General features: G+C 38.4%; 15 protein-coding genes. 7 read left to right on the top strand and 8 right to left on the bottom strand.

What is annotated here, in order from left to right:
* Positions 1-62: 62 nt before the first annotated feature.
* Genes fliS through CH364_RS06235 form a run of 3 tightly spaced genes read left to right on the top strand, consistent with a single transcriptional unit; the run spans position 63 to position 1,443 of the window.
* Positions 63-509, top strand: coding sequence for a flagellar export chaperone FliS (gene fliS, locus CH364_RS06225; RefSeq protein ID WP_100742705.1), 447 nt, complete (start codon positions 63-65; stop codon positions 507-509).
* A gap of 11 nt (positions 510-520) precedes the next feature.
* On the top strand, positions 521-934 hold the full coding sequence (locus tag CH364_RS06230; RefSeq protein WP_100743444.1) for a flagellar protein FlgN: 414 nt from the start codon (positions 521-523) through the stop codon (positions 932-934).
* Positions 913-1,443: a J domain-containing protein gene (locus tag CH364_RS06235; protein ID WP_100742706.1), complete on the top strand. Its 531-nt coding sequence runs from the start codon at positions 913-915 to the stop codon at positions 1,441-1,443. Before CH364_RS06230 ends, CH364_RS06235 begins: the two co-directional genes overlap by 22 nt.
* Before the next feature lie 158 nt (positions 1,444-1,601).
* Here the strand turns inward: CH364_RS06235 and CH364_RS06240 are convergent, their stop codons facing one another.
* The 6 genes from CH364_RS06240 to CH364_RS06265 form a co-directional block, all read right to left on the bottom strand.
* Positions 1,602-2,903, bottom strand: coding sequence for a TRAP transporter large permease (locus CH364_RS06240; RefSeq protein WP_100742707.1), 1,302 nt, complete (start codon positions 2,901-2,903; stop codon positions 1,602-1,604).
* On the bottom strand, positions 2,903-3,598 hold the full coding sequence (locus CH364_RS06245) for a TRAP transporter small permease (RefSeq protein WP_100742708.1): 696 nt from the start codon (positions 3,596-3,598) through the stop codon (positions 2,903-2,905). Before CH364_RS06245 ends, CH364_RS06240 begins: the two co-directional genes overlap by 1 nt.
* Before the next feature lie 21 nt (positions 3,599-3,619).
* Positions 3,620-4,627, bottom strand: a complete 1,008-nt coding sequence (gene dctP, locus CH364_RS06250) for a TRAP transporter substrate-binding protein DctP (RefSeq protein WP_100742709.1) — start codon at positions 4,625-4,627, stop codon at positions 3,620-3,622.
* 22 nt (positions 4,628-4,649) lie between these two features.
* Entirely contained in the window at positions 4,650-5,552 is a 903-nt protein-coding gene (locus CH364_RS06255) for a TRAP transporter TatT component family protein (RefSeq protein ID WP_100742710.1), read from the bottom strand.
* A 169-nt stretch (positions 5,553-5,721) separates the two neighbouring features.
* Positions 5,722-6,204, bottom strand: a complete 483-nt coding sequence (locus CH364_RS06260) for an LIC11661 family lipoprotein (protein ID WP_100742711.1) — start codon at positions 6,202-6,204, stop codon at positions 5,722-5,724.
* Positions 6,205-6,825, bottom strand: a complete 621-nt coding sequence (locus CH364_RS06265) for a DedA family protein (protein WP_100742712.1) — start codon at positions 6,823-6,825, stop codon at positions 6,205-6,207.
* Positions 6,826-6,874: 49 nt separating this feature from the next.
* Here CH364_RS06265 and CH364_RS06270 point away from each other — a divergent pair, with 49 nt between their 5' ends.
* Complete coding sequence (locus CH364_RS06270) at positions 6,875-8,035, top strand: deoxyguanosinetriphosphate triphosphohydrolase (RefSeq protein ID WP_100742713.1); 1,161 nt, start codon at positions 6,875-6,877, stop codon at positions 8,033-8,035.
* Positions 8,036-8,088: 53 nt separating this feature from the next.
* Entirely contained in the window at positions 8,089-8,700 is a 612-nt protein-coding gene (locus tag CH364_RS06275; RefSeq protein ID WP_100742714.1) for a glutathione S-transferase family protein, read from the top strand.
* On the opposite strand, the gene CH364_RS06280 is transcribed toward CH364_RS06275, so the two are convergent.
* Together CH364_RS06280 and argC are read right to left on the bottom strand one after the other, a co-directional pair.
* Complete coding sequence (locus tag CH364_RS06280; RefSeq protein WP_100742715.1) at positions 8,686-9,282, bottom strand: nucleoside phosphorylase-I family protein; 597 nt, start codon at positions 9,280-9,282, stop codon at positions 8,686-8,688. The two genes, CH364_RS06275 and CH364_RS06280, sit on opposite strands and share 15 nt — an antisense overlap.
* The gene (gene argC, locus CH364_RS06285) at positions 9,269-10,291 is read right to left on the bottom strand and encodes an N-acetyl-gamma-glutamyl-phosphate reductase (protein ID WP_100743445.1); all 1,023 of its coding nucleotides are present in this window, start codon (positions 10,289-10,291) and stop codon (positions 9,269-9,271) included. The genes CH364_RS06280 and argC overlap by 14 nt, the downstream gene beginning before the upstream one ends.
* Before the next feature lie 151 nt (positions 10,292-10,442).
* Between argC and CH364_RS06290 the strand changes: the two genes are divergently transcribed.
* Together CH364_RS06290 and CH364_RS06295 are read left to right on the top strand one after the other, a co-directional pair.
* Positions 10,443-11,990, top strand: coding sequence for a sensor histidine kinase (locus CH364_RS06290; protein WP_243401265.1), 1,548 nt, complete (start codon positions 10,443-10,445; stop codon positions 11,988-11,990).
* A 27-nt stretch (positions 11,991-12,017) separates the two neighbouring features.
* Positions 12,018-12,587, top strand: a complete 570-nt coding sequence (locus tag CH364_RS06295) for a Tll0287-like domain-containing protein (protein ID WP_100742717.1) — start codon at positions 12,018-12,020, stop codon at positions 12,585-12,587.
* The last annotated feature ends 21 nt before the right edge of the window (positions 12,588-12,608 follow it).

Raw genomic sequence — 12,608 nt, forward strand, 5'->3', positions numbered from 1 at the left:
TATTCACTCGGGTCATTAAGCAAGTATCCTTTTTGGTCGATGGGAATACTCAGGAGAAAAAAATGTCGCTTGCGAGAAAAACCGGTGCCTCTGCTTACAATGAATACAAAGCCAATGAGATATCTACCGTTAGCCAAATCAAACTGATTGTGATGCTCTTTGACGGAGCCATCCGATTTTTAGGTGTGGCAAAAGACAATATGACTCCCCGAAAGTATGATGTTGTGAATAACAATATCATCAAAACTCAAGACATCATTACGGAACTTCTCCTCTCTCTCAATATGGAAGAAGGGAAGGAAGTTGCAAACAATCTATTGTCCTTATATGTTTATCTGAAAAAAAGATTACTAGAAGCCAATATGCGTAAGGACAAGGCCATCATCGAAGAATGCATTAAAATCCTTATCGAGTTAAAAATATCCTGGGAAGAACTAGAGAAAAAAGACACCCCGAATCCTAGTTCGACGCCTGGAACGCGTCCGACTGGAATCTCTATCACAGGTTAATGAATCGCTTTATGATTTCCGCAAGACACTCCACAAAACAACTTCTGCAAAAAAAGATCCAATACTTGGATTCACTAATCTCCAACTTAAAACGAGAAGAAGAACTACTTTCCTATCGAGATGCTGATTCTGCAGTGAAGATTGAATTCAAAAATGAAATCATTGTTCGAAAGTTGGAAGCCGTAGATCGGGAAATTTGGGAAAAAGGGGATAAGGAAATTCATTCCGAAGAAGAAATCGCCATTTCTGAAACTGTATTCCAAAAGTTGGACGAAGCGAGAAGTCTTCAACAGAAAGTACAAGAATTACTTGTATTTGAAATGAATGAGAGTAAAAAAGAATATTGGGAATTCAGTATCAAACGTCGATTGAAATCACATTTGATCCAGTCCTCTGGCCTCTCATGGACAAAAAATTACTGTTAAATGATTCTCTCCATTTTTTAGGCCTTAATCCAGGGTTTACAGAATTTGAACTCAAAGAGTCCTATCATAAATTAGCGAAAAAATACCATCCCGATTCTGGTGAGTTCACGAGTGATGTGATGTTTTTGGAACTAAACAAACACTACGAATCATTAAAAGATTTCCTTCTGATCCATTCGGAAGAGGAATTTATTGGAACAGAGGTTCGGGAAGATCTTGGTTCTTTTGATAAAAATAATCTATATACAAAACCATCCAAAGACCCTGTATTTCACGAATACAAACTGGCCAAAGAAAAAGAAACAGAGGCCATATTGCATTATTATGAAAAACGAAACCTACATCCCATTGAACTCTCGGAAAGTTTAAATAAGGAACTTGTACAATTGCGAAAGGACTTAGAACCAGTTCTATCTGTATACGCAGAGATTTTAAAAAAACATCCCACAAGCCTTTGGGCCAGTGATGCCAAAGATTCCTTTGAACGACTTCGTGTTTGGTGGAGTTAACAAAATCTTTTCCAAAGAGAATTGTTGAAAGTAACAAAGATATATTGGATCATAAAAAAAAGCCGAGAAAGTCTCGGCTTTTCTAAGGAAATTCTTTTTGTCACCAATCATCCTAATATCTAGATGATTAGGACAAAAAGAATTATATGTCTACCTGGTTACGGTGTAGGTGCCGCTGCTTCTCCACCGAGGAGACCTAAAGAGATTTCTGGAATCCAACTGATAAGCATAAGACCAATGAGAAATAGTCCCACAATAGGGGCTACCGATTGGATCACTTTACCTAACGGTTGTTTGAAGATTCCAGATGCCACAAATAGGTTCACACCCACTGGTGGTGTGAGGTAACCAATTTCCAAGTTCACAATCATAATGATTCCGAAGTGAACTGGATTGATTCCGTAGTTGATTGCCATAGGTGCCAAAAGGGGAGCAAGCACAAGAATCGCACTCATAATATCCATAAACATTCCCACGATGAGTAACAATACGTTCACACCAATGAGAAAGGTCACTGGACTTGAGATGAGTTCGGACATGGTCGCTACGAGATTTTGAGGAATTTCATTTTCGATCATGAACTTGTTCAAACTGACTGCAAGGATTAGGATGAGGAAAAGAATCCCTAACATCTCAGCACTTTCGGCCATGATTTTGGGAATCTTAGGAAAACTAAGTTCTTTGTGAATGAATACTTCGACAAGGATGGCATAAAATACAGCAATGGCTGCTGATTCTGTGGCAGTGAAGAATCCTGAGTAAATTCCACCAAGGATCACCACAGGCATAAGAAGGGCAAGAACCCCTTCTTTCCATGCGGTGCGAATTTCTGGCCAGTCCCATTTTCCGCGACCTACATTTCCGGCACGAAACACAGAGTATATCATAAGAAGTGACATGAGTAAAATTCCTGGACCAATCCCTGCAATGAAAAGATCGGTAACAGAAACTCCTACCATAATCGCATACACGATCATAGGAATACTAGGAGGGATGATGATCCCGAGAGTTCCACCAGAAGCAAGAAGACCCATAGAAAACTGAGTAGGGTAACCTGCTTTGGTAAGAGAAGGATACATGAGTCCACCGATAGCAATAAGTGTCACAGGAGAAGATCCAGAAATGGCAGCAAAAATCCCACAAGAAAATACACCTGCAATGGCAAGGCCTGCAGGGATCGGTGCCGTCATGGCTTGGGCAATCCGAATGAGTCGTCTTGCAATACTACCATGAGTCATTAAATTCCCTGCGATGATAAAAAGTGGAATCGCAAGAAGGATTTCTTTATCACCAGCAAAAAACAAATCTCCAATGATGCTGTTGAGTTCTTGGAAAGACTCAAGAGGTGGATCTGGTAAAAAGTAATAACAATACACAGTGATGGCACCCATAAGTACGATGAGTGGCTGTCTGAGTAAAATTAAAGCAAGTAAGAGTAGGAGTATTCCCCAAGAACCCATTATTGATTCCCCCGTGAATTAGATTCGGAAAGTTCTTTTTCCGCAAGTTCCAAAGCTTCTGTGGCTTCATTGATGTCGGAAGGAATGAGTGCTGGAAAAATTCCATAACATAAATGTCTAAAACCCATAGAAAGAAAGATGTATGGGAATATCATTTGTACTTTCCATAAGTGAATTTCTGTTACTGGATTCACTTCATCTAAACTGATACTTTCTAGAACATAAATGACAGATAGGTAAGCGAGGAATAAAAAGAAAAGAGAGATTACCCATTGCTCGATGACTTTGATATAAGGTAAGAATTTTTTTGGTAATACCTTATCTGCAATTTCCGGACGTAAGTGTGAACCTTTGGCACTTGCAAGTGCAGATCCGAAAAGCCCACCCCATAACATAAAATAGAGGGAAAGTTTTTGTGCCCAAATGATTCCACCAAGGCCGAGCCACTCTAAAAATCCAGAGGTTCCTCCGTGAATGGATTCTGCAATGTAAACACTCCAATCGCCAACAAAACCAGCTACACCAGTATTAGGATAAGCTTCAGTGACATCCATAACCCAACTTAAAACTTTATCAATGACTTCTCTTTTAGAAACGTCAGCAATCATGAGAAGAGTGAGCAGAAGGAAACAAATTCCTCCCGCCCATTTCTCGCCGAAACTCAAAGTATTTAGAATTCGTTCGACGAATTTCATGTATCTATATCCTTCCTTAACTTATCCGCCACAAGCTGCTTTTGCTTTTTGGATTTTATCGAAGATCATTTTAGACTGACCTCCAATTTTTCCTACCACTTGGCCGGAAACTGCACTGGCTGCAGACTTAAACCCTGCTAAATCAGCCTTAGAAGGTTCGTATACTACCACATCAGCTTTTTTTAATGTAGCAATCATGTTCTTCTCGATGGAACGAACTGCTTGTCTTGCACCTGGAGCGAGTTTGTTTCCTTCACCCATCAGTGTTTTCTTTTGTTCGTCATTTAAGGTGTCCCAAAACTTTTTAGAATAAAGGATGGCTGCTGGTTGGTAAATATGGCGAGTCAAAGTAAAGTATTTGATCGCCGTTTGCCATTCTGCTGCTAAAGTAAAAAGAGGAGTGTTATCAAATCCTTCTACCACACCTGTTTGGAGCGAGGGAAGAACTTCAGGGATGGCAATCGGGATTCCACTCACACCCAATTGTTTCCAATAAGCAATATGAACTGGAGATTCTTGGATTCTGATTTTTACACCTTTAAGGTCATCTGGCGTTTTGACTGGAGCCGATTTTGTTCCAATCGAACGGTATCCATTTTCTGCCCAAGTCACAAAGATAAGTCCTTTTGCTTCAAAGAGTTTACGAAAGTCTTCTTGAAGGTGGTCATCAAGAACACAGTCTGCTTGTGCGTAAGATTCAAATAGATATGGGATTTCTAATACGTTTAGTTCTTTGACAGTGTTTGCAAGAGCCCCGGCAGTAAGACCAGCACCTTGCAATTTTCCACGGATGACCTGTTGGAGGATTTCATTTTCTCCACCCATTTGCCCACCAGGATAAATTTTAAATTTAATTTGGCCTTGCGATTCCGATTCAATTTTCTTTTTGATTTTAGAAAGTTCGTTTGCCCACGGAGATCCTTCGGGTGCAACGGTTGCTAACTTAACAGTCGTTTGAGCAAATAAACCCCCACTGATAGTGAGGGAAATACTTACGCAAACTAAATACTTTAATTGTCTTAAAAACATTTAGTTCTCCTAGTAAACTTGATTATAGTTCGTCGAGTAATTTTTTGGCTTTGCGTTGTTCTACGATTTGGTCTGCTTCGATTTCAGGAAGGGATGCAGCTTTGCCTTTTAATACAAAATCCAATTGTTTTTTGAATTTGTCTTCGTTTCCTTTGAGGCTACTTTCTGCATATAAAACTCGAACAGCAAAATAATTTGGGTGTTTCGCAATTGCTTCTTCGAAAAGTTTAGCGGCTAATTTTTTATCGCCAGTTGGAGATAGAGCATTACTTGCTGCATCATACCTGAGTGTTGCAGAGTAAAAGTATTCTTTTCCCATCGACTTTTCGATTTCTTTCACTCGGTTCACCATCGCTGAAAAATTAGAACGGTTTGCGAGTAATGTAGTAAATCCTACCAAACGAGACCATTTGGCGAGGGAGGCATATCTCCAATAAAGAGCGTCGATATCCTGTGGTCCTAGAACATCTAAAGATTTTTCAATCGTTAGTTTATCTTTGACTACCTTATCTCTAAATTTTGGATTTAATGCAAGAGCTGCTTCACACCATGTGACTGCAGCATCGTAATATTGGATGGACTCTTCTTTTACTTTTTCGTCTACTTCAGAATCACCTGTCAGTTTTAACCAAAGATGTCCGTCACTTAGTAGGTAGTTTCCTCGACAGAGTAGGACTTTTACGTCTGCATATTGAGGGTTTTCGAGAGCGAATTTTTCTAAACCAACAAGAGCTGACCTGAGGTCTTGTTCGTTTTGACGGTTTTTCCAGAGTTTTTCGATATCAGCTGGAAGTTTGGCTGGGCTTGTCGCTCGCTCTACATTTGAGTCAGAGATTTTGGTTTGTCTTGATTTTCCGCAAGCAACGACAGAAACGAGCACGAGAGCTGCCATTGCAATTTTTGACCAATGTTTTGTTTGGTACATTTTGTATCATCCTCCAAAGATTTTTGGGACCAAAGATCCCTTTTTATTTGTATCCTCACGTTCCTCGTTTGGGGCAAATTTTTAGAAAAATTCTAAAAAAAGTCCAAAGAATTCCCATGATTCCGGAAAAAAATACACGCATTTGACTTAAATGCAAGAAAGTTTTATTTTAAGGGACAATAAGAGCATTGGAAGACATAGACACCTTATACGAACTGGTGCTATTCTGTAAATTTACAGCAAGCCCCAGAGTCCTCATCGCTATGTAGGTTCCGGGTGTGAGGGTTGCAAAAATCCGACAGGAAACACCAGTTGTATTCGGATTTGTGGAAGGATCGATTTCAAAGATATAATCCAAAGGTTGGACTATGGCCGCCTGAGCAAGAATACAAGAATCTCCCATATTCAGGTCGGTTGGGTTTTGGGCTAAATTTTCGGTGGCACCTGTATAAAGACGATACCCTTGGAAGATAAATTCTGGGTTTTGGGCCCTGACTTTAATGGTAAAATTGGAATTTCCATTGTTTGTGATGGAAATCAAGGTAGGAGGAGCCTGTACAGAAGCAGTGGTCGAATAATTCGTGCATCCGAATGCCAACCAACAGAGAAAAACGGAAATGGGTAAACGGAACCAAAAAAGAGCAGTATTCATTTATTTTTCGCCTCTAACTTCGCGGTGTTTCCTCCGCCACCAAAAGAAGACAACTCCGGCAATTGCGATCCCAACTAGGGCCAAAATGATAGTCTGTCCATTACGAACCCAACCCATGAGTTCATCAAAATTATGGGCCCCATAATATCCCAAATAGACCCAAATAGGAACAGAGATTAGTGCTGCAAATCCATCAGTAAGGACAAATCGAATGAAACTAATTTGTTTGGAAGTGCCCGCTGTGAAAAATATGGGCATCCGGAGGCCAGGCATAAAACGACCAAAAAAGACCACCCAACGTCCATATTTTTTAAATTGTTCGCGGACTTTGTCAAAACGTTCGGGATGGAGGACTGTTCTTAAGACGGGAAGGGTTAATGCTTTTTCTCCGTAGTAACTTCCGAGCCAAAAAACAAACGCATCACCAAGTAGAACACCAGCCATCCCCACAAAGAACATGATATGAACATTGGCATAACCCAAACCGGAGATAACACCACCTGCCGTAAGGGAGATGTCTTCTGGGACAGGAAGTCCAAATCCACAAAGGATTAGAATTCCGAAAACGGCGAAATAACCGTATTGCATAAAAATGGAAACTAGAGTTTGTAGAAAGTCCATGAGGGATTTATACTGATTTTATGGTTTCGTTCAAAAAGGAAAGAGATTTATGAAGAAAGGGAGAAACGAGCTCCTAGAAGAAGAAGAAAAAATCCTTGCACCCTATGCAGTTCGGAGTAAAAATCCGGGCGAAAGAGAGCACTTCGAACCGGAACATCCTTATCGACTTCCTTTTCAAAGGGATAGAGATCGCATCATTCATTCTCATGCTTTCAAACGTTTGGAATACAAAACTCAGGTTTTTGTCTATTCAGAAGGAGATCATTTTCGCAATCGACTCACTCATACATTAGAAGTTGCAGGGATTGCAAAAACAATTTCGAAGGTGCTTGGACTCAACGAAGATTTGAGCGAAACCATTGCTCTAGCCCATGATTTAGGCCATTCCCCTTTTGGACATGCCGGTCAAGAGGCACTGTCGGAACTTATGAAAGGAAATGGTGGTTTTGAGCACAACAAACAATCATTACGTGTGGTTCAGAAATTAGAAAGACGTTATCCTGAATTCCCTGGCCTCAATCTTTGTGGGGAAACATTGCTTGGGATTATGAAACATGGGGGAGATTACGAACCTTCCGAATTGTTAGATGTTAGACGAGATCTTGGTCCTTCTCTGGAAGCAATGGTCGTGGATAGTTCGGATGAAATCACTTATAGTGCTCATGATTTAGAAGATGGATTAGAAAGTGGACTTTTGAATTTATCCGATGTAAAAGAACTCCAAATTTGGAAAAGGATGGAAGTCGCTCTTCCAAAAATTAGTACCTTCGATATTGATTCTTTTTCAAGATCGGCAGGAAGAGTTTTACTGAATTTAATGGTTTCCGATTTGATTGACTCCATTGATGAAAGACTAAAGACATTTTTTATTTCTTCAAGAGAGGATGTATCAATCGCCTTTCAAAACCAAAAGAAATTGGTGCAATTCTCTCTTGAGTTTCAAAAAGAATTCAAAGAACTCAAAACGTTTTTATTTGCAAAACTCTATCGCCATCCTGAAGTTTCTCGGATGAGTGAAAGAGGCAAAGAAACTATCTATTTACTGTTTAAACATTTTGAATCTCACCCTGAGTCCATCCCGGAATCTTATCGGAACCGTGAAGAAGAAGAGGGAAGGATGCGTGTCATTTGTGATTACATTGCTGGAATGACGGACCGGTATGCCATTGAGAAGCTAAAACGAGAAGGGATCCTTTGGTTTCCTTACTAATAGAGAGGAATTATCGCATGTGTTCTCAGTTTTTAATTTTTGGAGAAATTTGAATGTATCAATTATATGCACATCCCCGTTCGACTTATAGTATGCGTGTACATATCTATTTGCGATATAGAAATCTTCCCTATGAAACCATAACGATTGCTTTGGACAAATTAGAAAATAGGAAAAGGCCATTTTTACAGATTAATCCTTATGGGAAAGTCCCCGTGTTAAAGGATGATGATTTTTTACTCGCAGAATCATCGGCTATCATTCGTTATTTGGAAGAAAAACATTCATTTGCGAATCCTTTTTTTTCAGAAGACTTGAGATCCAGAGCTCTTTTGAACCAATCCATCAATCGTTGTGAATCAGAGTTCTGTTTTCCTGGCAGTGTTATATATTTTTCTAAAAAATTTGTTCCACCTGAAAAATGGGATACAAATCGGATGAAAGATTCTTCCAAACGAATCGGAAGGCATCTGGATATTTTAGAAGGAATTTTGGAAACAAACGAGTATCTTCACGAAAACCAGTTTGGCTTTTTAGAGATTCTTTATGCTCCTTTTATCAAAAATATAGATATGATGGAAACAAAACTTCCTCTTTCTGTGGAAATTTGGATCAAACGAGTATTAGCAAATGAAAGTGTCAGGGAAGTTTTAGGAAATGAATAGAATTTTATTTTGTAAAGAGTGGGAGAGGTGTTTCCAGTTTTTGGCCCAATCATTGGATCCGTTCGGCCCCACAAGATTTGTCACTGCTAAATAAGCTGTTACAGTTACGGAAAATTTTTTGGCAACTTTAGAAATTCCAAACAATTCTAGATTTTCAATTTCTAGATTTTTCCACGGTTCTTCGGGCGGATGTTTTAAATCGATTAAAGTGATGGTTGTGGGAGCATTGCATGCTACAGTTTGTAAGGATTTGTCTGGAACCATTTCGTAAAACTCGGGAGATTCTGGAATTTGTTTGGATATCTTAAGGGCATGGGAAATTTCTTTCGAGTACACTCTGTTTGGTGAAATAAAGGATCCGATCGTGATTCCACTCCATTCGTAAGCCCCACAGGACCCAAAAAAAACTATATGACGGATGTTACTGTTTTTAGAAAGATACTCTGAAAGTTGGACCGCAGATTCTAAATTTCCAATCCCCATCACATCTAAATGAGGGAACTTTCCAGAAGCTTTTAAGAGATCTATTTCTCCAATAAAAGCTCCTGTAACGAGTGTTTGTTTGGGATTAAAGTGTAACAAGTCCTTCCGTTTCAGGATAACCATACATCAAATTTAGATTTTGTAGGGCTTGGCCTGCTGCTCCTTTCATTAGGTTGTCGAGAGCCGATATAATGACAAGAGTGTTCCCTTTGATCCGAAATCCTAAATCCAAAAAGTTTGTATTTTGCACCTTTCTGATTTCTACTTCTTCTGGAGTTTGGTACAACCTAACAAAGGGTTCTTTCTCTGCTGCGGTTTGGAATTTTTCTTTGATTTGTTCTGCACTGATTCCTTTTGGAAAAGTAATGTAGATACTAGAAAGGATTCCTCTGTAGATAGGAAGTAAGTGTGGTGTAAAAAGAATTTCCTTTTCTTCAGTTCCAACAAATCCATATTCTTCCATTTCCGGTTCATGTTGATGGGTTAAAATTTTGTATGCTCTAAAATTTTCATACACATTCGTATAAGCAAATTTAATTTCTTCTGTCCTTCCACCAGCACCACTCACTCCTGATTTTGCATCAACAATCACTGGGCCTTGGATTTCTTTTCGTAAGTTTCCAAGAAGGGCGATTGGCAAAATGGCTGATGTCGAAAAACAACCTGGATTCGAAACAAAGTTTGCATTTTTTAATTTTTCTCTAAAGAGTTCCGGTAATCCAAAGACTACTTGGTCCATCAAAGAAAATTTTGTATGTGGGAACTGATATGCTTTTTCAAATTTACTTTGGTTGTGCAATCGAAAGGTTCCAGAAAGATCGATTACCTTCCTACCTTCCGCTAAAAACTCAGGAGCTTTCTCGAGGGAAACCTCATTGGGGGTAGCAAGGACAATCCCTGCATCTTTAGGGACAGGTGCTTCATGTTTTTGAAATTCTAAATTAGGCAAATGGCTAAGGTCAGGGAAAACTTCGCGGATGTGTTTGCCATTCACCTGGTTGGATGTGACATGAACTAATTCAAAACTTGGATGATGGGCAAGGAGTTTTGTGAGTTCTTTCCCGGTAAGTCCACCGGCGCCGATGATTGCAATCTTAGTTTGTTTCATTGAGGGAACCAAGTCCAAGATTTTCGGATTGGTACGTGCTGTCAAATGGCTCTTTTTAGAATTGGCTTGATTTTATAAAAACATAGGTTCTATTGATTTCTCCTTGGTTATGGTTACTTCCGCCACTCTCCTATTACAATTTTCGAATCAAATGAAGTCGAAAGGGCTTTTGATTCTTATCTCCATTCGTATGGTGATTGGTTGGATTGGAGTACTTGCTGCTTCATTGAATTTTGGGAAACCTCCGTTTTGGGTTGCTTGTTTCGTGGGGATATTTTTTTTAACGTCTTCTATATTCGCTAAATACAAAATTAAAAATAAACAGATTTCTGAATTAGGAAATTTTTCTGTACTTAGCTTTTTAGTATTAGATTTTTTGATTATTCTTTTGGGATTTTATTTAACCATTTTAAGTCACCCTAGAGATCTGGTCGCTTCTCCTATTCAAAATGCAATTTTTTTCTCCATTTTCTTTTTATACCAGCTTTATATAGGTTTTTTTCTCCATCGTAAATTTTCCGCAGTTATGGGAATCATTGTGATCATTGGATATGTATGTGGAATCATAATTGCTGTCTTGAATGGTGCAGAACTATTTACAGGATACAGACTTGTTCCTCAAACTCCGAATCGAATTGTTTTACCGCTAGAGATATTGAAGGTAATTTTACTTTTCGGAATTACTATTTGTATTGTTAGGTTGGTGACCTTTTTGTTAGATATATTAGAAAATAATAATAAATCACTGGTTGAAGAACTAAATAAAAGAGAAACTTTATTATTAAAAAATGACCGTTTGGTAACACTCGGAACTTTGGCATCAAATGTCGCACATGAAATTAACAATCCGCTCGCGGGAATAAAATCAATGATGGAATTTTTATTTGAAGAGGAATTGTCTTTTTTGAAAAGAAAGGAACCTCTTTGGGAAAAAAAAGAAAAACTATTATTTTGGAAACATCGAACACGAATTGAAAAACGAGAAGATTACGATTTGATCATGAATTTTTTTTCTTTTTTACCCAAAAGTGACCTGCTTTTTTTAGCAGACAGATGCATTGACATTGGAGTTGACCATCGAAGTTTTGAAGGGCTAACAAAAGATGATACAAATGATTGGGACTTTGTGTATTTATGGCTCAAATTTAAAACAATGGAAAAAGCTAATTTGTTAGTTTCCAATGCAATTAGTAGGACTGAAAAAGTTATTTCTACGTTTCGCCAATTTTCCTTACCTTTTCTTGATCAAGATAAAACAAAAGTTTCCCTGGGAGATGGAATTCGGGATATTTTATTCCTTTATAATCAATATTGGGAAATCAGCCGTCGTTTGGTTACTTATATTGATGATCGTATTTTGGTATTTGTTTGTGAACCTGCGATGAAATTGGTTTGGTCCCATTTGTTATTTAATTCCATCCAAGCCACTTTACCCAATTCGGGAGAAGTTATTGTGAAGGTAAGTTTGAAAAATAAATCGGAAGTGGAAGTGACAATAACCGACAATGGTCCAGGCATTCCCAATTCGATTCAAAACCAAATCTTTCAGCCATTTTTTACAACGAAGGAGAAAGGAGAGGGCATTGGTCTTGGGCTTTATATCTCTAAAGAAATCATTAAAAACCAGAATGGAAAAATCCATTTTGAATCGCTACCTGGGAAAACAACTTTCTCGGTGATTTTACCGGTTGCAGAATGAAAAACTTCCATTAGAATTCGAATGTATATGGTAACAAAAAAGTCATTCGTATTCAAACTCAGTTTTTGGATCTTAATCTTGGTATTTGGATCAAGCTGCCAAACCCAAAACCCAGATTATGAAAAAATTGCCCTTAAGATTACTAATGAAGCAAAAACCAATTTGGTGCAAAAACTTTCGGCTTTGATTGCTGAAGGAGGAACCAAAAAAGCCATTCCGTTTTGTAAAATCAATGCCCTTGGGATTACGGACCAATTAGGGAAAAAACATAGAGTTGAGTTACGAAGGATCACAAACAAACCTAGGAATCTTTCGAATTTTCTCTCCGAAGAAGAGAAAAGGATTTTTTTAGAAATAGAAAAATTAAAAACTAGTGACGGTGTATTTCCAAATCAAACGTTCACGTCTGATGACTCCGTAACGGTTTACATTCCTATTCCTGTTGCAGGTCTTTGCATTCAGTGTCATGGAGAACCAAACAAAGATATCAAAAATGAAACCTTGGTAGTTTTAGATAAAGAATATCCAAGTGATAAAGCAAAAGGATATCGTGTAGGGGATTTAAGAGGACTATTTTCTGTGAAGTTTCCAAAATAAACGAACCAAAGAATCGAAATT

Origin of the sequence: Leptospira harrisiae (assembly GCF_002811945.1) — a bacterium.
Taxonomy (GTDB): domain Bacteria; phylum Spirochaetota; class Leptospiria; order Leptospirales; family Leptospiraceae; genus Leptospira_A; species Leptospira_A harrisiae.

Coding starts and splice junctions, on each gene's coding strand:
- fliS (WP_100742705.1), top strand. CDS start 63: ATGTCGCTTGCGAGAAAAACCGGTGCCTCTGCTTACAATGAATACAAA.
- CH364_RS06230 (WP_100743444.1), top strand. CDS start 521: ATGATTTCCGCAAGACACTCCACAAAACAACTTCTGCAAAAAAAGATC.
- CH364_RS06235 (WP_100742706.1), top strand. CDS start 913: ATGGACAAAAAATTACTGTTAAATGATTCTCTCCATTTTTTAGGCCTT.
- CH364_RS06240 (WP_100742707.1), bottom strand. CDS start 2,903: ATGGGTTCTTGGGGAATACTCCTACTCTTACTTGCTTTAATTTTACTC.
- CH364_RS06245 (WP_100742708.1), bottom strand. CDS start 3,598: ATGAAATTCGTCGAACGAATTCTAAATACTTTGAGTTTCGGCGAGAAA.
- dctP (WP_100742709.1), bottom strand. CDS start 4,627: ATGTTTTTAAGACAATTAAAGTATTTAGTTTGCGTAAGTATTTCCCTC.
- CH364_RS06255 (WP_100742710.1), bottom strand. CDS start 5,552: ATGTACCAAACAAAACATTGGTCAAAAATTGCAATGGCAGCTCTCGTG.
- CH364_RS06260 (WP_100742711.1), bottom strand. CDS start 6,204: ATGAATACTGCTCTTTTTTGGTTCCGTTTACCCATTTCCGTTTTTCTC.
- CH364_RS06265 (WP_100742712.1), bottom strand. CDS start 6,825: ATGGACTTTCTACAAACTCTAGTTTCCATTTTTATGCAATACGGTTAT.
- CH364_RS06270 (WP_100742713.1), top strand. CDS start 6,875: ATGAAGAAAGGGAGAAACGAGCTCCTAGAAGAAGAAGAAAAAATCCTT.
- CH364_RS06275 (WP_100742714.1), top strand. CDS start 8,089: ATGTATCAATTATATGCACATCCCCGTTCGACTTATAGTATGCGTGTA.
- argC (WP_100743445.1), bottom strand. CDS start 10,291: ATGAAACAAACTAAGATTGCAATCATCGGCGCCGGTGGACTTACCGGG.
- CH364_RS06290 (WP_243401265.1), top strand. CDS start 10,443: ATGAAGTCGAAAGGGCTTTTGATTCTTATCTCCATTCGTATGGTGATT.
- CH364_RS06295 (WP_100742717.1), top strand. CDS start 12,018: ATGGTAACAAAAAAGTCATTCGTATTCAAACTCAGTTTTTGGATCTTA.